The organism is Pseudarthrobacter oxydans, assembly GCF_030812335.1.
GTDB lineage: Bacteria > Actinomycetota > Actinomycetes > Actinomycetales > Micrococcaceae > Arthrobacter > Arthrobacter oxydans_B.
The window spans coordinates 238272-259649 of record NZ_JAUSSN010000005.1 but is presented as its reverse complement, the minus strand read 5'-3'; the positions used below and the strand labels follow the sequence as shown (position 1 = coordinate 259649).

Sequence of the window (21378 nt, the reverse complement as noted above, 5' to 3'; positions counted from 1 at the left end):
GTAACAATGGACGCGAAAGTCCACGATATGAGACAGAACACGAGAATGTAGTGCAGATCACAATTCTCCGCCGTCAATAAAATAACAATCGTTTTGGTCAACAGATGCCTCATTCGCGCCCATCGCCGCACTTAATTCGATCAACCCCGCCGAATGCCCGGAATCATTCACTGTAAGCCGAAACCCGAAAACCCTTCGCCTACTTAGCATTGGAAGTCCAGAGTTCCACAGAGTGGTCACCCCTGGACAGGAAAAAATGCGCGGTCCGCCGGCAGTCCCCCGGATGTCCAGCTCGCTAGGCTGGGATTCACAGGCGCCACACAGGATCCCCAAAGCCGCACTTAACCGGCAGATCGGAGAGTTGTCCCATGGCCACTTCGCACTCCATGACCAATAACCTCCCCCAGCTCACCCATCCGGATGGAACGCCCATCCGCGCCCTGGTCGTGGACGATGAACCCAGTCTCTCCGAGCTCATGAGCATGGGGCTGCGCATGGCGGGATGGTCTGTTGCCGTCGCCGCCGACGGCCCCGAAGCGGTGAAACTTGCCAAGGAGTTCCGCCCCGACGTGCTAGTGCTCGATGTGATGCTTCCCGGATTCGACGGCGTTGAGCTGCTCGGCAGGATCCGCGCCTTCGCGCCGGAGGTCCCTGCCTTGTTCCTGACAGCCAAGGACGCCGTGCAGGACCGTATTACCGGGCTGGCAGCGGGCGGGGATGACTACGTGACCAAGCCCTTCAGCATGGAGGAAGTGCTGCTGCGGCTGCACCGGCTGGTCCAGCGGTCCGGAGTGGCTGCGATGGACACCGCCGAACTCGTCGTCGGGGACCTCGTCCTGAACATCGACACGAGGGAGGTCCGGCGCGCAGGCGAGGAACTGCACCTCACGGCCACCCAGTTCGAATTGCTGCGCTACCTCATGGAGAACCCGAAACGGGTCGTCAGCAAGGCCCAGATCCTGGACCGGGTCTGGGACTACGACTTCGGCGGGCAGGCCAACATCGTGGAGCTCTACATTTCCTACCTCCGCAAGAAGGTCGACGCCAACCACCCGCCCATGATCCACACGGTGCGCGGCGCCGGCTACGTCCTGAAACCGGCGGACTGATCCGTGCCCGAACGCCCCGCCAAGAACCGCCCCTCTGGGCTCAACTGGCGCAACCCGTCCACCTGGCACCTGCGCACCCGGCTTGTCCTCGTCGCCATGGCCCTGCTGGTTGCGATCTGCGGGGCCGTCGGTATCGTCAGCTATGCCTCGATGGACTTCTTCCTGACCAAACAGCTCGACACCCAGCTGGAGCAGGCAGCGGTCCGTGCCCGCGACTTTGGCCGCTCCGGCCGTTCCGATCCCCTGGAGGCGCGGGGACAGGCCATCGGCACCCTGACCGCGCGAATCGATGACGACTCGGTCCGCAGCGCCGGGTTCCTCTCCGAGGACGCCACCCGGGAATCCCTCACCGACGACGACGACGAGGTGCTCCTGGAACTCAGCCCGTGGAACCTGCCGGTGGACCGGACCCTGTCCGCCGGAGCCTACCGGCTCGTGGCCGCCAAGGCCCCCGACGGCGACGTGATCGTGACCGGCCTGCCGCTCGCAGAGAAGCAGAACACGCTGGCCACCATGGTCTGGACCATGGTGCTCGTGTCCACGGGCGGACTCCTGGTCATCGGCCTCGCCGGGACGGCGCTGATCCGCCGGACCATGAAGCCGCTCGATCAGCTCTCCGAGGTCGCGACGCAGGTCTCCCGGCTGCCGCTCGACGCCGGAGAGGTGGGACTTGCCGTGCGCGTGCCGGCGTCTGCAGCGCATCCGGGCACCGAGGTGGGAAGTGTTGGCCATGCCCTGAACATGATGCTGGACAATGTCTCCAATGCACTGGAGGCCCGGCAGAAGAGCGAGATGAAGGTCCGCCAGTTCGTCGCGGATGCCTCGCATGAGCTGCGCACGCCCTTGACCGCCATCCGCGGCTACACCGAACTGATGCGGATGACCGAACACTTCACCCCTGACGGCCAGAAGTCCCTGGCCCGGGTGCAGAGCCAGTCCGAACGCATGACCACCCTGGTGGAGGACCTGCTCCTGCTCGCCCGGCTGGATGAGGGCCAGCCGCTAAAGCTCAGCGAGGTGGACCTCACCCAGCTGGCCATCGAGACGGTCAGCGACGAGAAGGTCATGGCCCCGGACCGGGTCTGGCACCTGGAGCTCCCGGAAGAGCCTGTGGTGGTCCGCGGTGACGCGACCCAACTGCATCAGGTGCTGGCGAATCTGCTCTCCAACGCGCGCAAACACACGGGCCCCGGCACGACGGTGGTGACCGGGGTCACGCGGTCCGCGGACGGATATGCCGTGGTGACCGTGACGGACAACGGCCCCGGGATTGACCCCGGGTTCGTGGACCGGGTCTTTGCACGCTTCACGCGCGCGGACGCCTCCCGCAAGAATCCGGTGGCCCTCACGACGCCGGCATCCGGCAGGGGGTCCCTTCCGCGGCGGCCGCTGCACTCGCCGCGGCCGCCCGAGTCGGCGGCCGGAGTCGCCACCACCACTGCCCCCGCCACGAGCGCTTCCGTCGAGGGAACCAGCGGGCTGGGACTGTCGATCGTGCAGTCGATTGTCGAGGCCCATGGCGGGACCGTCAGCGTGACCTCGATGCCCGGCCGGACGAAGTTCACCGTTCGGCTGCCGGAGGCTCCACCCACGGCCTGACGAATCACTATCGTCGCTGGTCAGAGCGCAAGCCGCCCCGCCGCCGTCGTGGCTCCTGTTACCAAAATGTGACTTCGCCGCCCAACTCCTGTACGGTTTTTAGGGTGCGGCCATCACTAGGGCCGCATATCCGGATGTACGCCAAGCTCTGCCGCCTCCCGGATTCCGCTGGACAGGCAGAGGCGGGGGACCCAGAGTTCCCGGGCATTTCTGCACGCCCTTGGGGTGAAGCCGACACGTGAGTTTCCGTGCGGCCGGGTGACCTCACCCGAACCCGACAGCTAACTCCGCAGGCGTTGAGAGGCATTCATGACTGAATCCAAGGCACAAACGCGCCCTGACGGCACCGCAAACTCCACCAGCTCCAAGCTGTCGCGCCACCGCGGCGAGCCGGCCAAGCCCGCATCAGCCCTGGCCCGGCTTGCCCACCACGCCGGCTCGACCGGCCGCCGGGCGGCCGTTGTTGTCGCCGCCTGCGCGGTGCTCGTAGGGGTCGGTGCGGCAGGCCAGGCGTCCGAGACGGCCGCCCGCAATGCCGACGCCGGCAGTTCCACGCAGGCAGCCGCCACGGCGGAGCCGCTGACGCACCTTGATTTTGAACGCGTCCGGGTCGAAAACCAGGCCGTCACCCGCACCGACGCTCCGGCCCCGCCCGCCGCGGTGGCTCCTGCCGAAGCGCCGGCCCCGCCCGCTGCCCCGGCCCCCGCTCCGGAGCCTGCACCGGCACCGGCACCTGCACCGGCCCCCGCACCGGCCCCCGTTGCCATCGATGATCCGGCCGGCGCCCAGGCGTACGCGGCCGGCCAGCTGGGCTCCTATGGCTGGGCCCCCAGCCAGATGCCGTGCCTGATGAAGCTCTGGACCAAGGAATCGGACTGGGAGACGACCGCTACGAATCCGAGCAGCGGCGCCTACGGCGTGGTCCAGTCACTGCCGGCCGAGAAGATGGCCAGCGCGGGCGCGGACTACCGGACAAACTACCGGACCCAGATCAACTGGGGACTGGCGTACATCCAGGATCGCTACGGCTCACCGTGCGGCGCCCTGAACTTCCACTACGCCAACAACTGGTACTAAACACCCGGCAGAGCCGGCCCGGCGTGGCCTAGCCGTTGGGACGGTTCGGGATGTACTGCACGGCCCATTTGTTGCCGTCCGGGTCGGCGAAGTAGACAAAATGCCCCCAGTCCTGCACGTCGACGTCGCTGACGTCCACGCCGTGGTCCTTGAGGTGCCGGTGGGCGGCCTGGATGTCGCTGACCACGAGCTGCAGGCTGGGGGCGGTGCCCGGCGGGGCATCCGTAAGGCCCTCGCCGATGGCGATCGAGCAGCCGGAGCCCGGCGGCGTCAGCTGGACGAATCGGATGCCGTCCGTGGGCCGCTCGTCGAAGTCGGCATTGAAGCCCACCTTGTTGACGTAGAAATCCTTCGCGCGGTCCACATCGGACACGGGAACAAAGACAAGTTCTAGTTTCCAGTCCATGGGGCTCAGGCTAGTACCGGGCGGTGCATTCCGGTAGGCCAGTCCCCCTTGCGGGGGCTGGCTCAGGGGCGAGGGAACCGGCCAGGAGGCCAGGCCGACGCCGGGCGGCTGGGTCAGCCGGCCACGCCGTAGAGGCGGTCGCCCGCGTCGCCCAGGCCCGGCACGATGTAGGACTTCTCGTTGAGCTTCTCATCGATCGAGGCGAGCACGATCGTCACGTTGGCGTCGGCGAGCTCTTCTTCCAGCTTCGCGAGGCCTTCCGGGGCGGCCAGCAGGCAGATGCAGGTGACGTCGGACGCGCCGCGCTTGAAGAGGAACTTGATGGCTTCGCGCAGCGTGCCGCCCGTGGCGAGCATGGGGTCCAGGACGAAGATCTGGCGGTCGGTGAGGTCCTCGGGCAGGCGCTCCGCGTAGGTGATGATGTCCAGGGTTTCTTCATCGCGGGCCATGCCCAGGAACCCGACCTCGGCCGTGGGGACCAGCTTGGTCATGCCCTCGAGCATGCCGAGCCCGGCACGGAGGATGGGGACCACCAGCGGGGTGGGCTTGGTGAAGGCGGTGCCGATGGTGGTGCTGACCGGCGTCTCGATGGTCACCGGCTCGGTGCGCACTTCGCGCGTGGCCTCGTACGCCAGGAGCGTGACGAGTTCCTCGGTGAGCTGGCGGAAGACCGGGGACGGGGTGTTCTTGTCCCGCAGAACGGTGAGCTTATGGGCGACCAGCGGGTGGTCCACAACGAGAGTGCGCATGGGTCAAAACTATCACCCGGCGGCCGGGGGCCCGCCCGTGGGACCGCGGGCGCCGACGTCGTCCTTGTCCTCCGGAGCACTCCCGCCGGCGGCTCCGTCGTGCAGGTGCGCCGGGTGGTCGAACGTGGGCGCGGGGCCGGCATGTTCCCGGTGCCGGATCAGGTGGAAGAGCCGGTGCGCCAGGATCACGATCCCGACCCAGGCCAGGCCCAGCACCCACCCGATGATCACGTCGGTCATCCAGTGGTGGCCCAGATAGACCCTGCTCATGCCCATCGCGAAGATGAAGGCACCGCCGGCCACTATTAGGCTGACCCGGGCGGCGGTGCTGTGGACCTGCAGGCACGCGAGGTAAACCACGAGCCCGATCACCACCGTGGTGTTGAGCGTGTGGCCGCTTGGAAACGACGGCGAGGATTCGTAGGGCGGGACGGCGTCGGAATGGTCAGGGCGGGTCCTGCCGATCAGTGTCTTGCCCAGCGAGGTAGCGGTCACGGAGACTGCTGCGGCGCCTCCGATCAGGATCAGCGGCCGCCAGGTCCGGCTGGTCCAGATGAGCCACGCGGTGAGGAGGCTGCCCAGAATGGGCATCCCGATTCCGCCCCCGATGTTGGTGAACCCCGTGACGAACGAATCGAGGCCGGGACTGCGGAGCTGTTCCATCATCCCCAGGGTGGGCTTGTCCAGGTTCGCCAGGCCGGCGTCGTCCACCACGTCGTCATAAACCTCGGCGCTCAGCAGCGCCAGGACGAGTACGACGCCGCCGCCGATGAGCATGGTGGCCCAAAGCGCGGCGTAGGGCACCACCCATTTGCCCCAACGCTGCGTTATCCAGCTCTCCGACCCGGTGTTCACAATATCTCCCGATTGTTGTCGTCGGCAGCTTTGCTGCACAGCCTGCTTAGCATCGAAACTATCATTGACCCATGACTTCCCCCGAGCCCCGCCATGCCGAATGGATGGGTCTTGCCCTCACCGAGGCGCGCGCCGCGCTGGCCACGGCGGACGTGCCGATCGGCGCGGTCGTCATCGGACCTGACGGCGCCGTGCTCGGCAGCGGCCGCAACGAACGGGAGGCCCTCGGGGACCCGACTGCGCACGCGGAGATGGTGGCCATCCGCGAGGCCGCGGCTCGGCTGCAGGAACTCAGCGCCCGGGACGGGAGCGCCGGGGACGGCTGGCGGCTGGCCGACTGCACCCTGGTGGTCACCCTGGAGCCCTGCGCCATGTGCGCCGGGGCGGTCGTGCTGGCCCGGATCCCACGGGTGGTGTTCGGCGCCTGGGACGAGAAGGCCGGGGCCGCCGGCTCCGTCTTCGACATCCTCCGCGAGCGCCGGCTCAACCACTGGGTGGAAGTGTATGGCGGCGTCCGGGAGCAGGAGTGCGCGGCGCTGCTGCAGGACTTCTTCGCTGGCCACCGCGGCGTCTGAGCCCTGGCCACCGCCGCTCCCCCGTGCCGACTTCCGGCGCTAGCTGACGGCGGCGGAGCCTGTTGCGGCGGCCGCCAGGTTGTCGATCCGCTTCTGCCGGGTGGCCGGTGAGTCGAGGCTGAAAGCGCGGAAGTCACCCAGGTCCTCGCGGATCCAGTGCTCGACCTCGGCGATCCGCCGTGTCACCGCGGGGGTGGGGCCGTGGAACACCCAGGGCACGATCCGCTCCTGGCCGGGATCGTACTGCCACAGCCCGATGATCCGGCCCCGGTCGAAGATGGGATGGTCCGGGAGGTCCGCCTGCAGCGCCAGCGACCCCAGCGTATTCGTGTGCCGGTCCTCCTCGGCCAGCAGATCGGCGGCATTGCGCCGCAGCAGCGCGAGGGAGTCAGTTCCGGCGAGCAGCTGGATCTGCTCCTCGTCCGGCTCCTGGAAGGCGGTGAGTTGTTCGACGTTGTCGGGCAGCATCCACAGCGTCTCCCCGGCGGCGGTGGGAACCTCCACCGCGCCGACGGCGGCCAGCGCCGCCTTGCTCTGCGACACGGTGAAACCCGTGAACCACTGCGACTGCTTGAAGGTGGCCCCGCCGGTCCAGCCCAGGTAGCGGCGGATCAGTTCGGTGCGGGCCTGGTCGTCGTCGAGGGGGCTGGGCGGCAGGTTCCACAGTTCGTAGGCGTAGCGCTGCTGGTCGAGCCGGCCGTTGGCGGGGACCCGGCGGATCCGCCCCTGGGACTGCAGGATGCCCAGGGCGGTGGGCAGCGTGGTGGTGGCGCCCTTCTTCTTGCCTTCCTCGCCGAGGTTCCGCACGGATTCGCCGAGTTCCTCCTTGAGCTGCCGCGGGTCCATCGGGACGCCGGCCTCGGCGAGCGTGTGCAGCACCTGCTCCTCCAGGAGGGTGATTTCGCCGCGGTCCACACCGAGCCTGCCCACCACTTTGAAGGTCGCCTCGGCGGCGTCAAGCCCGAGCCGCAGCGCCCAGCCGAAGTCGTCCCGGCCCAGAACGTAGGTGCAGCCGCGCGCCGTCGGGAGTTCGAGGATCCGGCGTGCCAGGACGTCGGCGTCCACTTGTTCGCGGCGGATCCCGGCGCGGGCGAACAGCGTGAGGTAGGGGTTGGCGCCGCCGACGGAGCGGGCCCAGCCCGCCCGGGCGAACACCTGCTCCGAGGTGCAGCCGGCCAGCGAGCCGTCCAGGCCCTGTTTGTGCCAAGCCCAGGCGCGGAGCCGCTCCCGGGTGAGGGTCCGGGCCGGCGGCGCGTTCGCTGTCAGGGGCTGCGTGGTCAGGGGCTGCGGCGTCATGGGGTCATTGTCCACCAGCTTGCGCGGCAGGGGAATCTTCCGCGTCCGGCTTTTCCTGCGGGGCAGCCCGCTGCCGGTCGGCCGGCAGCTCCGGGGCCGGATGATTCGAGCCGTGACGCTCGGAGCCTGGCCGCTCGGGGGCGATGGCTGCCAGTACGGTGCGTGCCGTGGCGTCCCAGCCGGGTAGACGGTCCCGGGCGGCAACTGCCGCGCCCCGCCAGCGGGTGCGGAGGCCGGGTTCGGACAGCCAGCGCCGCAGCACCTCAGTGAGGGGCGCCGGGTCCGTGCCGAGGGCGACGGCGGTTCCCGGGAGGAGTGCCGCGCTGTCCGCCGCCGCGGGCGATGGTGCGGGGGTTGGCTGCGCGGGCGCGCCGGGTGCGGCGGTTAGCGTGGCGGGTGCCGCTGGTGCGGGCGTGCCGGCTGCGAGTGCCTCGACGGCGCCGGTGCCGGCCCGGACCACCACCGGCACACCCCGCGCAATCGACTCCGTCACCACGAGCCCGAAGGTCTCGGCCTGCGAGATGAGCAGGCTGAGGTCGGCCGCGGACCATTCGGCCTCCAGCGCCCCGCCGCGCAGCTCACCGGGGATCCTGATGCGGTCCTGCAGCCCCAGCCGGTCCACCGTGTCCCGGAGCCGCGCCGCGTAGGCCGGATCCGCGGCGTCGGACCCGACCAGGGAGGCGGTCCACGGCAGGTCCGTCAGGGCCGAGAGGGCCGCGAGAAGCAGGGACTGGTCCTTGTTCGGCAGCAGGGCGGCCACGGCCAGGAAGTGCGGCGGCTCCGATCCGGCGGCCAGGGCGGCGGCGTCGCTGCCGGGCAGGGCGGTTGTGACACCGTCCAGCCCGTGCCTGGCCCGGATCCCGGCCGCAGCCGAGGTGCTGGTGCAGATTACCCCGGCCGCGGCCCGCAGCGCCCGTCGCTCCAGCGCGGCTTCGCCGTGCCCGGTGTCGTCCAGCGGCATGTGGAGCAGGATCCAAGCGGGCCGGCCGGCGGCCGCGGCGGCCGCCAGTTCCTCCGGCGCCCCGCAGGCGAGGAGCCCGTCGACGAGCGTGACACGGCGCATTGCGGCGCCGCTGGCTGCGTCCGCGCCGGCGTCGTCGTCGTCGCCGGCGTCATGTTCGCTGGCGCCGCCGCTGTCGCCGTCGCACAGGAGGGTCGCCAGCCGCCGCCGGTCCTCCGGGCTGCCGACCGGCCAGCCGCCGTCGAGCGGGCAGATGTCCACCTCCACGCCCAGCGCGGCCAGCTCCCGGGCGAGGGCTGCGTTGTAGACGTTGCCGCCCGAGTTGTGGCGCACGTTGCCGGGCACCACGAGCCGGAGGCGGAGCCCGTCCGGCTTCACCGTGTTCTTGGCCGGCGCGGCCTTCCTGGCTGGCACCGAGGTCTCAGCTGACCTCGAAATCGAGCGAGTAGCTGGCCCACGCGTCGGGGGTTTCACGCAGCGTGACGTCCAGTCCGGCCAGCGCGCGACCGTCCGCGCCGGTCCGGATCTTCGCCGCCACGGCGTCGGCGACGTACTGGGCCAGGGCCTCGGTGGTGCTGAGTTTGCCGGCGAAGTCCGGGTGCTCGTCGAGGTTCTTGAAGTTCAGGCCTTCGAGGATCGCATCCAGCACCTCGCCGGCCTCGCCGATGTCCAGGACGATCGCATCATCGTTCAGGGTCCGACGGCGGAAGGTCACTTCCGTGACGAAGGTGGCGCCGTGCATCCCCTGGGCCGGGCCGAAGACCGGGCGCGGGAGGCTGTGGGCGATCATGAAGTTGCGGCGGACGGTCAGGCTGTACACGGATTTACCTCGTGGCTTCTGTGGGGGCGGATTCAGTGGCGGTGACATTACGGACAGGGTCTGAGCTGGCCGGGTACTCGATGACGTGGCAGAGCGCGTCCAGCGCGCCGTCGGAGAGCCGCTGGACGACGTCGGGCAGCTCGGCGAGCGTGGACGAGCCGGTGAGGAACACGTCGAACGCGGGATCGCTCAGCAGGGAAACGGCAAGCCGGAGCCGGTCTGCGTTGGTGCGCCGGTGGCGGCGTGCGCGAGCCACGACGCCGACCTGGCTGGCGCGGATGGACAGCCGGCGGGCGTGGAAGTCTTCGCCGAGCGGCACGGTGACCTTGCGGTCGGCGTACCAGGACATTTCGATGACGTCGCCGTCGTCGCCCGCGAGCTGCAGGGCCCGCGCCAGGCCTGCCTCCGACGCGGAGCAGTGGATCACGATGTCGCAGTCCGGCAGGGCGTCGTCGGGGTGGCTGAATTCGACACCGAGGGTTTCGGCGAACGCCTGCTTGGCCGGGTCGACGTCGACCAGCTGCAGCCGCCCGAGGGGAAAGGAGGCCAAGAGCTTGGCCACCATGCCGCCGACGAGGCCGGCGCCGATCACGGCGACGCGGTCGCCGAGCCGGGGTCCGGCCTCCCAGATCCCGTTGATCGCGGTCTCGACCGTGCCGGTCAGCACGGCGCGGCGGGCGGGCACATCGTCCGGAACCACGGTGAGTTTCTCCACCGGCACGACATAGCGGTCCTGGTGCGGGTAGAGGCAGAAAACAGTCTTGCCTAGCCAGTCCGCCGGGCCGTCCTCGACGACGCCGACGGAGAGGTAGCCGAACTTCACCGGGGACGGGAAGGATCCTTCCTGGTTCGGGGCGGCCATTTCCTCGGCCACGCACTCCGGAACGCGGGCGTTGTGGACGACGAGTTCGGTTCCCTTGCTGATGCCCGAAAACAGGGTGCGGACGAGTGCCTCGCCGGGGCCGGGGGCGGGCAGGTCCTCGCGCCGGAGCTCCCCCTTCCCGGGGCCGACGGTCCAGTATGCGGTGGCGGTGGCGTGCTGTGCTGGCTGTTGGTCTGAGTTAGTCATCTTGCTGACGAATCTAGTCCCCTGCCCTTTCGCGGGGAAGTGCCGGCGGCCCCGGCGCGCCGCGCGTCGCGGTCTGCCCATCGTGGCGTTCGGGGCCCCGGAGCCGCCGTTTTGTGGATGAGTGCTTTGCTCCGGTACCCTAGTCAGGTTGGTGACGTGTCCGAGCGGCCGAAGGTGCAACACTCGAAATGTTGTTTGGTGAAAGCCAACGTGGGTTCAAATCCCACCGTCACCGCCAATGAGAAAGGCCCTGCTTCCCTTGTAAACAAAGGGAAGCAGGGCCTTTCGCTTTGTCCAAGACTCGCCCCGCAGTAACGCAGCGGTAACGAAATCCTCGCGGAGCTCTGTTCTCTGCCGCTGCCAGGACCGGCACCAGCACCAGCCAGTCCCCCAAGTAACCTTGGCCGCATGGAGGGGCTCATTTCCTGGATTACAGCTGGCGCCAGGGCAACCGCTCAGAGGACAACGGCGAACAAGCCATAACTCGATGGCTCTCGGATCGCCGGCGCGAAGCAGCCTATGGCCCGGACGACATCACCGGTGAAGGATGCGCCGGCAGCCAGATCCTTCCGACGTCCTAGTGGGCAAATCCGACGGTGCCGTATCCAACAAGAAGATATGCCCCACGCCGTTTTGACACGTCTACAGCAGAAATTGCCATTTTGTCAGTAGCTTTTATGCAGTAGCCGGTCGAGAACTATTCGGCTGGTAAAACCATGAAATCGACCAAGGAACATGGATTTACCGGTCCCGTGCGCGACCGGGCGTGTCGCGGGCGTGTGCGTTACGAGTGCGAATCCGGTGACACAACGGCGGACATAATTGCTCCGGGCCTTGCGTATTGGGGCGGCTAAGCAGCGCGTCACCCAGCCTGGCTCCGCCCAGCAAGCAGCGTGCTGGCAGCAGGTCCGGGCACCACTCGTTTGCGGCTATCTACTCAGCGACGTAGCCTCAGCCAGATGATCGATGAAGGAGAACCCATGTCGGAGTCGGACGGCCCGGCGAAGAAGAGCCGTTTCAATGTATTCCTGCCGCTCGCGATCGTGTTCTTGGCCGTTGCGATCGCCATGATTTTCTTGGGCACTAACGCCTGGATCGCGTTCTTCACGATGGCCGTCACGTTCCTTATCCTGTCGATGCAGAACCGCACCGGCAAAGGTAAGCGTTCTCCTGGGGGGACCTCGCAGGACTGAACACAGATGATCCGGGCATTTCAGCTGGTCAGGCCGATGTCGGGAAAACTCACAGCAGTTGGCTGGGAAGTCCCTAGGGCGCGTGGTGTACCTTGCTTGGCAGACACCCCCAAAAAACCCAGAGATGAGACGGTCCTCCGTGGCAACCGATTACGACGAACTTCGCTCCGACGTCAAAGAATCCCAGCACAACTCCCTGGAGGCGCTGCGTTCGGCGAACACCTCTGATGCCCGCAGCGTGGGCCGGGAGCTGGACGAAGCAGAGACAGTCGACGGGGTTGATCTTCCGGGCGACTTCATCGCTGAGGAACTGATCGTTCAGGTCATACCCCAGGCGGACGACGAGTTCACCTGCTACTCGTGTTTTTTGGTTCGCCACCGTTCCCAAGTGGCCCGCCAAAAGAACGGCCAGATCTACTGTGTTGAATGTGAAGGCTGAACTAGAGTTCTGACTCGCTCACGCACGTTTTTGATAGCTGGCCAGAACCCAGCAAGGCGTGACCGGGCACGCAGGCGCCGTCTGCTGCGGTATGCCTCCGCCGATGAACTGAGAGGAAACCATGTTGCACTCTTTCGAGGATGACCCGCGCTCGAGCACCCAGCTGGAGGTCGATCTGGACTCGCTGGACGTGACTATTTCGATGTAGGCGATCAAAGACAACGACGGGAACCGAAAAGCCTGGTCAGTGTTCCGCGCCGAGCGCGATGACTGGAACGCCGTCGTGGGGACGTATCGCCAGTTCAAGACAGAGACGGATTTCTCATCTATTGGGTATGCCGTCCTACGCAGACGCGGGCGAGGTCTGGGTCGTCACAGACGCGAGGTCGCCCGGCCTCGGTGTCCTCCGCATCGCGGGAGCCGCCGAGGTGCACCGGACACCCAATGGCGACAAGCTGGCATGGGTCTGGGTTCATCCACTCAGGCGCGGCTCCAAGAAGAAGTACACGCAACGGCTCGCCGATCGCCTCCGCGACGAGTATGGGACTTTAGTTCCACTCCCGGTTGACATCGATTCCGGGGCCCTCACCCCCGCCGGGCGTAGGTTCTTGGATCGTCACTTTTCGACTCCAAGTCCATGACCTTTCAGAGCTGAACAGTAAGGATACTGTGTTAGCAGCAGCCAACTCCCGCCGGACCGTCGCGCGCGACTGTGGTCCCTGCCGCTAGGGGTTCACCACAAGCAATTCCCCCACCGCACAGTCGAGAACATCGCAGATCGCGGTCAGCGTGGAAAAGCGGATCGCCCGCGCCCGGTCATTCTTCAGCACGGACAGGTTGACGATGCTGACCCCTACCCGCTGGCTCAGCTCGGTCAGAGTCATGCCCCGGGCCGCGAGCAGCTCATCGAGCCTGCAATGAATCCGTTGCTCTTCATCGGACGCGGGCGCCATCAGATCAGCCCGTCCAGTTCCAGCTGCTGACGCCGACCCGTCTCAAACATGCTCGCGAGAGTGGCAGCACCAAGTCCGACCGCGACCGGCCACACATCGAATTCCATGAGGAAGAAGGCTCCTGTCTTCTGTTGCGGAAGCAAGGTGATCCGGTCCAGGACCGAGTGATAGGCCATTGCATTCATCAGGGGCCCCAGGAGCCCCCAGGTCATCACAGCCAGGCCCGAGATGCCGACGGCGCGAGCCAGCTGCCTGCCGAAGCCTGTGCCGCGATAAACAGACCAGCTGATCAGTCCCAGAGTCGCCGCGGACGCTAGGCCGGCAAGGCTGCCCAGGAGTCCTGATCCGAGCAGCAAGAAGCGTTCGGTCGCGGTGAGGCTGGCCGGCTGAACATCGGCCGTGGCATACGCGGCTTTGATGACTTCACCGTTGCCCTCACCCAGTGCCGGCGTCACCAGGTTCGTGAGCGGCACATTCAGCAGCGGCGTGCTCACCAGTCCGAAGTACACAGCCCCGATCGCCGCGACCGCGATGCCGAGCGCGGCCAGTCCGAAGACGATCGCAAACAGCAACGCACCCTTGCGGTCCAAATAAGCCAATGTGTTCCCCACAGGTCCATCCCCCAATCCAAGACACTTATCGTTTGTCGTTAACATAACGACAAACGATAAATACTGCAAGGGGCCACTGATCAGCCCGAGACCACTTCAAATTCCGTTTCGGTGTCTCGCTGGAGACTAGTCAGGTCATCAGGCAGCAAGGCTGCGTCGTCCGGGGTGATGAAAGATCCAGCGACGGGCATTGCCGATCGTGTGGTTGTTGAAAAAGTGAGCCATCTTGGTCGAGGGATTCTGCTCGTGGTCAAACTTCCCGCTGACGACGTCCTCCAGCAGCTCCTCCGGTGGCTTCTGAGGGTCTTCTTCGGCCAGGGCCATGAGATTGGCCAGCAGAAGACCGACTTCCCTGGTGAGCGGAACAGTGATTCCCCAGGCATTCATCAGACCCACACCGGAATACACATCCTGGAATTCCGGGTTCGGCACCAGCGCCACGGGGGTTTCGCACGTCAGCAGCTTCCTGCTGCTGAACCTGATCAGGACCCCGGGCCGGCCAACGAAATACCGCACCAATTCGGGAACGAGTTCGAGCATGTGGTTGATGTGCCCTGCGGAAGTAGTTCTCGCGGTCAATCCATCGGGCTGGGAGGCCTGTTCCAGCAGCCGGCGCACGATGTCGTCGCTCACTGGCTTGCCGCCTGATTTGGCCAGTGTGTCCCGGATAACGTCCGCACCCAGCTGTGAAATCACCTTGGACAGCAACGTTGTGCTGATCTGGTCCAGCGAGGTCCTGGTGTCCGGTCCCCGGAGGAACTGGAAGGCCAGGAAGGTCCCCAGGATCTCGCGATCCTCGCGGGTCAGGGGCCAGGCGCCCGCCACGGCCTTCTTGATGACGGCCGAGGCGTCGCGTTCAACACGGGACAGCTCCTTCTCAAAGACGTCAGAGCCGTCGGGATGGCCATCCAGGGAGTAGAAGTTCTTCCGAACGGTCGCATCGCTGGTAGGAACCACCAGGCGTCTTCCATCGTCGAGACTGGCTGCGCCGATTCTGGGTCGCTTATCTGCTGATGCGAAGCCCTTCAATTAGAAGTTTGGGACCGTGTGATGCCTCTTGCTGACCTCCACCTGGCTGTGCCTTCTTTCCTCTGGATTGGTTTAACCGGCGGCCGAGCTTCGTCGAAGATACGTTCTGGATGCTGGCATCCACATCAGCACCGCACCGGCAATACTCAGGACCAAACCGATAACCACCAGAGGCGTTGGTACGGCACTCAACGCACCTGCCAAGGACAAGATGGCCACGATGGACAGAACGAACCTGGCCCAATGTTCGCCTCGCAGAAGCCTGAATGCCGCCCAGGATTGCAGGACCGTCACCGGGAGAACCAGTCCCATGGTGACCGCGAACAGATCGGAGTCTGTCGGCCACACGGCCATCACGATGGCCGGTACGACTCCTGATACGAGCGCACTGGCAAGCCAGAAGTAGGTTGATGCTCGAAGGACCGCAGGCGCGTCGCCTACAGTCCTGTGTTCAGCAAGATGGTCCATTTTGAAGTCCCCAATCTTCACACAAGCTGCGCCACTTGATGGGCGGGCGCGAAATCCCAAGATTACAGGTGCTGAACGTAGGTACCCCGCGAGGCTTGGCCCGCGGGTTAGCCTGATGACCATGGGCTATGAGGCAGTTACCATCCGCGAAGCAACTGCCGAGGACCTGAACACGCTTACAGCTGCGGGTTTGGAAGCGATGAACTGGACTGGCGAGGTCCGTTTCACCTTTGAGCAGTTCTTGAGCACGCCCGAACTCTTGCATTATCTCGACGGATGGCCCCGGCCTGGAGATTTCGGCGTTGTGGCCGAGACAACAGACGGAACACCTGTGGGCGCGGCCTGGTGCCGCATTTTCGCTAGCGAAGACGCCGGATATGGTTTCGTCGCCCCGGACATCCCTGAACTGACCATCGGTGTGCTGGCCGGCCACCGCGGCACCGGAGCCGGAACGGCCCTCATGGAACGTCTGATTGGCCAAGGATCATCCCGTGGCTTACGGGCAATCAGCCTCAGCGTCGAAGACGGGAACAGGGCGCGGTTGCTTTATGAGCGTTTAGGGTTCCGCAAGGTCAGCCGCAACGGCGGCTCAGACACCCTGTTGCTCGAACTCTAGACAGCCAGCCGCCGATCGACCCGCATGAACAGTCATCGGTCCGGACGGTCGGTGCATCGACCGCTATGCGACTGGTTCTTCGTCCGACGCCGGCTGTTGGGCTGGCACAGTGTCCGCGGTCGAATTCAGCCTGTCGATCTTGCGCAGGGCCCGGAAGATACTGCCGAGAATCAGGAAGATGCTTCCCAGGATCAGGAGGCCCCCGCACAGCCCGAGCAATGTGTAGAAGTCCTCATCGCTTCGGTATGCCGCGTCGGCGACCCGGCCTCCGAGCGGGACGAGGAGCATCCAGCCGACGGGCAGCAGGAGTACTCCCGTGAGAAAAACCGGTGCGCTGTGTGTCCGAGCCAATGCCATCCCCCAGGAATCGTGAACCCCCAGAGTAGCCTGTCGGCCGACCAGGTTGCGGGTGCTCCCGTCAGCCGACAGGACGTTGGTCCGGGTGGATTGTCACCGTGCCTGCGCCGCGGCTAAGTACAAGCGCTTCCCCGGAAGATTCGAGGCCGCAGTTCTCACTGGTGATGATCCGCGGGCCGGAGAGCTCCGGCGCTTCCCGATACCACCTGTAGTGGAAGTCATCATATTCCGTGTAGATATGGACGACATCGCCGTCGAATTGACCCTGGGAGACGACGATCGAACGCCCATCCGGGGCCACTTCACGGACACTGGTCCCGAAGCTGAGGAGCAGCCCTACCAGCAGAAACATCCCCGCGAAGGGGGCTGCGGCAACGGCAGCAACGGCTGCCGCCCATCCTGTCGTCACTCGCAGCCAACGGGGGTGCACGCGGCGAATCAGCGACGGAAGCAGGAGGAGAAGCCCGGCGCAACCGACCAGGCCGACGACCAGAAAAGTCAGGCCAACGACGGCGTCCCCTTCGATCCCCCAGAAGAAGATGAGCCGCTGACCATCGGGAGCCAGAGGATGTGCCGAGAAGAAGAAGGTCACCCAACCGTAGACGGCGGCGGAAAACATGAGCAGGGCTGAACCCCAGATCTCCCTGCGTCTCATATTGCGTTGCCCCCCAAATCAGCCATCCCGCCAGCCTACCGGCGTAAAAATGCGGCGATCGCGCTCCAGGAAATCCTGTGCCTGGCGACGGCCCTCGGCATGATGCGGCCCATCATGTGGCGCCAGTGGCGGCCGACCACACGCCGAACCACTGCTCGGCGCCATACTCCTCGAAGCGTGCCGCCTCGGTGAATCCGAGCTTCGCTGCGACGCGCATTGATGGGCCGTTGGCAGTCTGAGTGCAGAGGACCACCGGTTCGCCGGGGAGTGCGCCGGTGAACCACTGGAGTGCCGCGGCACACGCTTCGGTAGCATATCCACGTCCCCATGCGTGCGGCAGGAACATATAGCCAAGCTCAGCCTCACCGGCATCAGGACTGATGTGGCCCGGATGCTCCGCATCCCGCCGATCGAACGTGATCATGCCGATCATCGCTCCGTCCACCTCGACCACAAAGAACCCGGCTCGTTGTCCGGGCGTCTCCGGTGCCGTGCGTTCGAGTTCCTCGCGGGACTGAGCTCCGCCAACGTAGGTGCCCGCCTCCGGTGAACTGAACAGCTCGATGAGACCCGCACGGTCTCTGGCTTCGGACTCGCGCAGCACGAGGCGCTGGGTCTTGATCGGGTGTGGCGGCCAGGCGACGGGTCCGAGATGTGCCATGCGCCTCAGGCTAACCGGGCAGAGAAATCCCAGTGCCCCCGACGCACCCACAATCCGGGCGTGTCCCATGCTCGCGAATTCCAGATCAACTGGGGACGACTCTCTCTTGAGAATCGCCCGTAAGCCGGTCCCCACTCGGGCTGACCCTCCACGTGCTCTGGCGAAGGCCAGCAAAAGAAGACTCCGAAGCCACAACGCCTGTCGCAATGACTTCCAGCAATCCGCCCTCGGCGATGCCCGGGCGCGAATCCATCGCTCCAAGCCTGTCCAAAAGACTCCGGGTCGGGTTTACATTGCTGCCTTGTCCGGGGCCGGCATAGTGGTCACAGGGGGGAGGATGGGAACCGCCGTACTAGTGGCCATTGCGGGTTCTCGCCAGTGGGGGGCGATCATTACCTTCTTATTGGGACAAACCTGGGCGCAGCCGAAAGGTTTATCCCGGCATCGTTCGGCTTTGGCGAGGGCCCGGGCTATTTCAGCGCCTTCGTTACCTTGTCCGTGTTCGGTTAGTCACTACCGGCTCTAACTACACGCACGAGGCGCAGGGCGAAGTAGACGACGGCGGCCACGCTCACCATCGCAAAAATCCACGTACCATCCATGCTGAGCGCGGGGCCGCCAGCACACACGCTCGTAGCGCCAGACTCGATTGTGTGTCCGACGCACTCGCCCCGTTTATAGGCCAGAACCGTTATGTTCACGGTGATCAAGAGGAGGATCGCGACGACCCAAGGCCACCATCGCGGTGAACGGAATCGCGGCGTTTCATCCATTCAGTCACTCTACTGATCGCGCCATCCAATACGACTAGAAGGCAGCCGAGCCAATTCCTTCGGGGAACCGTCCGTTAGGCGTTCCTTCGCCGGGCACTCTCCAAAGTGGGCCAGAGCAACGAGTGCCTCCCGCCGCCCCGGACAACACATTCGCCCGTCTCAGTCCCCCGTCCGATGAAATAGGCTCGGAATTCAGTCTGGGATGGAAACTTCTTACGGACAGACCGCCGTGCCCGATCGCGTGACGGAAGAATGAAGGTTTAGTGCATGGATGGCCCACTCGAATTTGTCAGGTACCAAGCAACACAGCTGAACACACGGGGGATCTACATCGGGATATTCGGCCTGGCCAATGGATTGGTGAGGAACGGAAAGCTAAGCGATGGCGACTACCAGTGGTGGCAGAACGCGAACGCCTGGTACGACGTCGCCTATCCCGACCCGAACGTCGTCGACCCCACCGTCTACGACCGAACTCATAATCTGCACTCCCAAGCATGGTTCAAGACCAGCGCTGTGCACTTGCTGGACAGGATCCCCGGCTACCTGAATCTGTTGAACCGCTACGGGGTGCAATGGGAAGAACTTCGTTCACCAAACCCGGGGCATGTCCTCTATGAAGACGACGTTCAGGTGGTCGTGGATCCTGGCCACCTAGTAGTAATCCCGCATGAAGAGGGACCGATTAACGGGCGCCCGAGTTTGCAAAGGTAGGCGTCGAAAACACTGGGTCATCGAAGATGCGTGCCAATGTGGTCTGCCCGAGGGCGCTCATCCTTGGATTTGTTTCCTGGTAATACCAGACCAGGCCCATTGCCTGCTGGAATGCCCATGCGGCTCCTCGCCACCACTCGAGGTCATCGCACGCGAGTTCGTTGCGGAAGCGTACGCGCCGTTCTTCATCGAGCAGGTGCCATGCGGCGACGAGATCGAGTGAAGGGTCAGCAGGAGCGAAACCTCCACCATCCAGAACGCCAATCAGTCGCTCACCCTCGACGAGGAGGTTACCGGGAATCAAATCACCGTGGTTCATCACTGCCGACCCAGCAGAGGGCAGGCTTCGAAATGACGCCCAGAGGGTGCGGAGTCGAGCGACGGGCAGCAATTCCGCACTCTCATGGAAACAAACCTCCATCCACTCGTCGGAGTCCTTCAGATCTCCGCCGCGGCCGACGCCCGCGAACTGGCGTCCTCTCGTGTCGGCGGCACGAAGCGAATGGATGAGGGCAGCAAGGTCCTGGGCGAACGCGTCGGAGTGCGCTGTGCCGTTGGGGGTTGCAATGACTCCTGGCAACCAAGTCTGCACCGACCACGGCAATGGATAGCCATAACCCGGATCGGCCACGGCAACGGGCACCGGTGTGGGGAACGGACAGCATGCGATTAACTCGCGCATGGCAAGGGATTCTTGAGCAAGCGCGGACCTGATAGCAGTCGGGTCAGCGGAGCGGAGAGGGAAACGTGCCGTGAAGTCCGCACCGATCCTGAATATGGCATTGACCGTACCGTCCGTCACGATGCGGCGGACGGCGTCATGGCGCCATTCCGGAAACTGAGTGGCTATCAGCCGGCGAGCAACGTCCTCGCCAATATGTAGCTCATCATCGTGCATTGCCATGCAGTCGACGTTAGCTGATTCGAGGCACCGTCCCAGTAGAGGATCGGAGAACCGGGGGCTCCACGTACTAGGAACCTGGGGCACCTACTCAACCTACGACCAAACTTGTCCGCACCGCTTACAGCAACCCATAAAGCGCGTCAGATCAACGATTTTGCTCTGTCGCCTGACTTACTGCGAAAGTTCAAATCCCACCGTCACCGCCAAGTAGCGAGGCCCTGCTTCCCTTATAAAACAAGGGAAGTGGGGGTTTTGTTTTGCCCCGAAACTGCGCCCGCCACTCCGGGAGTACGCTGGCGACATGGGCGCTCGCGAGCTTGTGGCTCTGCCGGTGGGGTTCGACCGGTTCCATCGGCGGGACTTCATCAACTACCAACTCAACCGGGCATATGCGCTGGGCTTCGCCGACCGCCATGAGCTCGTCGACGCCGCGGCACACGTACGGTCGATGGCTGACTGTGTCACCGTGTTCGAGGCCTTATCGAGCCGGGCGGCCGCCGAGGCCCGGCCCCGGCAGGCGGCGGGTTATGAGAGGGTCGCGGAATTCTTCACACCGCCACGGTCGGCGGAGAAATCGAATCGCTACCGCCGCTATCGGGAGCTCTTCGACACCGCTTTCGCCGATACTGCCATCGCCCGTCACGAGATCCCCTATGCCGGCGGGACACTGCCGGCCTACTCGCTGCCGGCGGCCGGGACACCAACGGGCGACACGGTGCTGCTGCACGGCGGGTTCGACTCCCTGATCGAAGAGTTCTTCCCCATCTGTCAGCGTATCGCTGCCGCCGGTTTCGACGTGATTGCCTTCGAGGGCCCGGGCCAGGGTGGGGCGCGGACGTTGAACGGACTCACGTTCGACCACGACTGGGAAAAGCCGGTCGGGGCGGTGTTGGACCACTTCCGCCTCGATCGGGCCGCCCTGGTCGGCATCTCGATGGGTGGGTACTGGGCGTTGCGTGCCGCGGGACGTGAGCCCCGCGTCCACAGTGTCGTGGCTTGGCCGCCGGTGTACGACTGGCTTTACAGGCTCCCACCCGCGCTGCGCAGCCCGGTCCGCATGATGGTGCGGCACCGGCGCTTCATGCGCTGGAGCGTGCGCACCCGTGCCCGGCTGTTCCCGACCCTGCGCGTTGTGGTCAATCAGGTCCTTTACATGCTCGACAGCGACGATCCGGCCGACGCCGCCGAGTGGTTCCTGGGCATGAACGCCGAGCACCTGGACAGCGGCCGGGTGAACCAGGATGTGCTGCTGATGTGCGGCGAGCACGACGCCTTCCAACCGCCGGCACTGACCCGAGCGCAGGCCCAAGCGCTCACGGCCGCCCGCAGCGTCACGACGCGCATGTTCACCCGAGCCGAGCGGGCCGACCAGCACTGCCAGATGGGAAACCTTGAGCTCGCCTGCGGGGTCCTCACTACATGGTTGCAGGCTGCAGGCACGGACGCGGGCGTGAAGCGCGAAACCTGAAGCAGGCCGGCGATGCATTGC

24 protein-coding genes, 1 tRNA gene and 1 riboswitch are annotated in these 21378 nt (G+C 65.4%); of the genes, 10 read left to right on the top strand and 15 right to left on the bottom strand.

The window, feature by feature from the left end; translation table 11 throughout:
- Nucleotides 1-368 precede the first annotated feature (368 nt).
- From J2W14_RS10745 to J2W14_RS10735, 3 genes are all read left to right on the top strand, one after another.
- Nucleotides 369-1109, top strand: coding sequence for a response regulator transcription factor (locus J2W14_RS10745; protein ID WP_307462212.1), 741 nt, complete (start codon nucleotides 369-371; stop codon nucleotides 1107-1109).
- A gap of 3 nt (nucleotides 1110-1112) precedes the next feature.
- Nucleotides 1113-2708: a sensor histidine kinase gene (locus J2W14_RS10740; protein ID WP_307462210.1), complete on the top strand. Its 1596-nt coding sequence runs from the start codon at nucleotides 1113-1115 to the stop codon at nucleotides 2706-2708.
- A gap of 156 nt (nucleotides 2709-2864) precedes the next feature.
- A riboswitch (cyclic di-AMP (ydaO/yuaA leader) is annotated at nucleotides 2865-3016 on the top strand.
- A gap of 1 nt (nucleotide 3017) precedes the next feature.
- Nucleotides 3018-3785, top strand: a complete 768-nt coding sequence (locus J2W14_RS10735; RefSeq protein WP_307462207.1) for a hypothetical protein — start codon at nucleotides 3018-3020, stop codon at nucleotides 3783-3785.
- A 28-nt stretch (nucleotides 3786-3813) separates the two neighbouring features.
- Here J2W14_RS10735 and J2W14_RS10730 read toward each other — a convergent pair whose 3' ends face one another.
- From J2W14_RS10730 to J2W14_RS10720, 3 genes are all read right to left on the bottom strand, one after another.
- The gene (locus tag J2W14_RS10730; protein WP_307462206.1) at nucleotides 3814-4191 is read right to left on the bottom strand and encodes a glyoxalase superfamily protein; all 378 of its coding nucleotides are present in this window, start codon (nucleotides 4189-4191) and stop codon (nucleotides 3814-3816) included.
- Nucleotides 4192-4304: 113 nt separating this feature from the next.
- Nucleotides 4305-4940: a uracil phosphoribosyltransferase gene (gene upp, locus J2W14_RS10725; RefSeq protein WP_024366205.1), complete on the bottom strand. Its 636-nt coding sequence runs from the start codon at nucleotides 4938-4940 to the stop codon at nucleotides 4305-4307.
- Between the two features lie 12 nt (nucleotides 4941-4952).
- Complete coding sequence (locus J2W14_RS10720; protein WP_370871253.1) at nucleotides 4953-5795, bottom strand: phosphatase PAP2 family protein; 843 nt, start codon at nucleotides 5793-5795, stop codon at nucleotides 4953-4955.
- 71 nt (nucleotides 5796-5866) lie between these two features.
- Between J2W14_RS10720 and J2W14_RS10715 the strand changes: the two genes are divergently transcribed.
- Nucleotides 5867-6370, top strand: coding sequence for a nucleoside deaminase (locus J2W14_RS10715; protein ID WP_307462202.1), 504 nt, complete (start codon nucleotides 5867-5869; stop codon nucleotides 6368-6370).
- Between the two features lie 39 nt (nucleotides 6371-6409).
- Here J2W14_RS10715 and J2W14_RS10710 read toward each other — a convergent pair whose 3' ends face one another.
- The 4 genes from J2W14_RS10710 to J2W14_RS10695 are packed head-to-tail and all read right to left on the bottom strand — an operon-like array spanning nucleotide 6410 to nucleotide 10516.
- The gene (locus J2W14_RS10710) at nucleotides 6410-7666 is read right to left on the bottom strand and encodes a DNA glycosylase AlkZ-like family protein (protein WP_307462200.1); all 1257 of its coding nucleotides are present in this window, start codon (nucleotides 7664-7666) and stop codon (nucleotides 6410-6412) included.
- Between the two features lie 4 nt (nucleotides 7667-7670).
- Nucleotides 7671-9041, bottom strand: a complete 1371-nt coding sequence (locus tag J2W14_RS10705; RefSeq protein ID WP_307462198.1) for a glycosyltransferase — start codon at nucleotides 9039-9041, stop codon at nucleotides 7671-7673.
- Nucleotides 9042-9048: 7 nt separating this feature from the next.
- Entirely contained in the window at nucleotides 9049-9447 is a 399-nt protein-coding gene (locus J2W14_RS10700) for a 6-pyruvoyl trahydropterin synthase family protein (protein ID WP_307462195.1), read from the bottom strand.
- A 4-nt stretch (nucleotides 9448-9451) separates the two neighbouring features.
- Nucleotides 9452-10516 (bottom strand): zinc-dependent alcohol dehydrogenase, encoded by a 1065-nt coding sequence (locus tag J2W14_RS10695; RefSeq protein ID WP_307462193.1) that lies wholly within the window; start codon nucleotides 10514-10516, stop codon nucleotides 9452-9454.
- Nucleotides 10517-10666: 150 nt separating this feature from the next.
- Here J2W14_RS10695 and J2W14_RS10690 point away from each other — a divergent pair.
- The 3 genes from J2W14_RS10690 to J2W14_RS10680 all read left to right on the top strand — a co-directional run bounded on the left by J2W14_RS10690 (nucleotide 10667) and on the right by J2W14_RS10680 (nucleotide 12148).
- Nucleotides 10667-10754: transfer RNA gene (locus tag J2W14_RS10690), tRNA-Ser, on the top strand.
- Nucleotides 10755-11496: 742 nt separating this feature from the next.
- Entirely contained in the window at nucleotides 11497-11709 is a 213-nt protein-coding gene (locus J2W14_RS10685) for a hypothetical protein (RefSeq protein WP_307462190.1), read from the top strand.
- Between the two features lie 139 nt (nucleotides 11710-11848).
- Complete coding sequence (locus J2W14_RS10680; protein ID WP_307462376.1) at nucleotides 11849-12148, top strand: DUF4193 domain-containing protein; 300 nt, start codon at nucleotides 11849-11851, stop codon at nucleotides 12146-12148.
- A 725-nt stretch (nucleotides 12149-12873) separates the two neighbouring features.
- Here the strand turns inward: J2W14_RS10680 and J2W14_RS10675 are convergent.
- The 4 genes from J2W14_RS10675 to J2W14_RS10660 form a co-directional block, all read right to left on the bottom strand.
- Nucleotides 12874-13101, bottom strand: a complete 228-nt coding sequence (locus J2W14_RS10675; protein ID WP_307462188.1) for a helix-turn-helix domain-containing protein — start codon at nucleotides 13099-13101, stop codon at nucleotides 12874-12876.
- The gene (locus tag J2W14_RS10670; RefSeq protein ID WP_307462184.1) at nucleotides 13101-13712 is read right to left on the bottom strand and encodes a hypothetical protein; all 612 of its coding nucleotides are present in this window, start codon (nucleotides 13710-13712) and stop codon (nucleotides 13101-13103) included. The genes J2W14_RS10675 and J2W14_RS10670 overlap by 1 nt, the downstream gene beginning before the upstream one ends.
- A gap of 138 nt (nucleotides 13713-13850) precedes the next feature.
- On the bottom strand, nucleotides 13851-14741 hold the full coding sequence (locus J2W14_RS10665) for a DUF4238 domain-containing protein (protein WP_307462180.1): 891 nt from the start codon (nucleotides 14739-14741) through the stop codon (nucleotides 13851-13853).
- Between the two features lie 72 nt (nucleotides 14742-14813).
- The gene (locus J2W14_RS10660) at nucleotides 14814-15209 is read right to left on the bottom strand and encodes a hypothetical protein (RefSeq protein ID WP_307462176.1); all 396 of its coding nucleotides are present in this window, start codon (nucleotides 15207-15209) and stop codon (nucleotides 14814-14816) included.
- A 115-nt stretch (nucleotides 15210-15324) separates the two neighbouring features.
- Here J2W14_RS10660 and J2W14_RS10655 point away from each other — a divergent pair, with 115 nt between their 5' ends.
- Nucleotides 15325-15825: a GNAT family N-acetyltransferase gene (locus J2W14_RS10655; protein ID WP_307462173.1), complete on the top strand. Its 501-nt coding sequence runs from the start codon at nucleotides 15325-15327 to the stop codon at nucleotides 15823-15825.
- Nucleotides 15826-15888: 63 nt separating this feature from the next.
- Here J2W14_RS10655 and J2W14_RS10650 read toward each other — a convergent pair whose 3' ends face one another.
- From J2W14_RS10650 to J2W14_RS10640, 3 genes are all read right to left on the bottom strand, one after another.
- Nucleotides 15889-16176, bottom strand: coding sequence for a hypothetical protein (locus tag J2W14_RS10650; protein WP_307462170.1), 288 nt, complete (start codon nucleotides 16174-16176; stop codon nucleotides 15889-15891).
- Between the two features lie 67 nt (nucleotides 16177-16243).
- Nucleotides 16244-16801 carry a hypothetical protein gene (locus J2W14_RS10645; RefSeq protein WP_307462167.1) on the bottom strand — a complete coding sequence of 186 codons (558 nt, stop codon included), beginning with the start codon at nucleotides 16799-16801 and terminating at the stop codon, nucleotides 16244-16246.
- 148 nt (nucleotides 16802-16949) lie between these two features.
- Nucleotides 16950-17498: a GNAT family N-acetyltransferase gene (locus J2W14_RS10640; RefSeq protein WP_307462164.1), complete on the bottom strand. Its 549-nt coding sequence runs from the start codon at nucleotides 17496-17498 to the stop codon at nucleotides 16950-16952.
- Nucleotides 17499-18538: 1040 nt separating this feature from the next.
- On the opposite strand from J2W14_RS10640, the gene J2W14_RS10635 reads away from it, so the two are divergent.
- Nucleotides 18539-18985, top strand: coding sequence for a hypothetical protein (locus tag J2W14_RS10635; RefSeq protein ID WP_307462162.1), 447 nt, complete (start codon nucleotides 18539-18541; stop codon nucleotides 18983-18985).
- On the opposite strand, the gene J2W14_RS10630 is transcribed toward J2W14_RS10635, so the two are convergent.
- On the bottom strand, nucleotides 18957-19889 hold the full coding sequence (locus J2W14_RS10630; RefSeq protein WP_307462159.1) for an aminoglycoside phosphotransferase family protein: 933 nt from the start codon (nucleotides 19887-19889) through the stop codon (nucleotides 18957-18959). The genes J2W14_RS10635 and J2W14_RS10630 overlap by 29 nt on opposite strands.
- Nucleotides 19890-20190: 301 nt before the next feature.
- On the opposite strand from J2W14_RS10630, the gene J2W14_RS10625 reads away from it, so the two are divergent.
- Nucleotides 20191-21357, top strand: coding sequence for an alpha/beta hydrolase family protein (locus tag J2W14_RS10625; RefSeq protein WP_307462157.1), 1167 nt, complete (start codon nucleotides 20191-20193; stop codon nucleotides 21355-21357).
- Nucleotides 21358-21378: the final 21 nt, after the last annotated feature.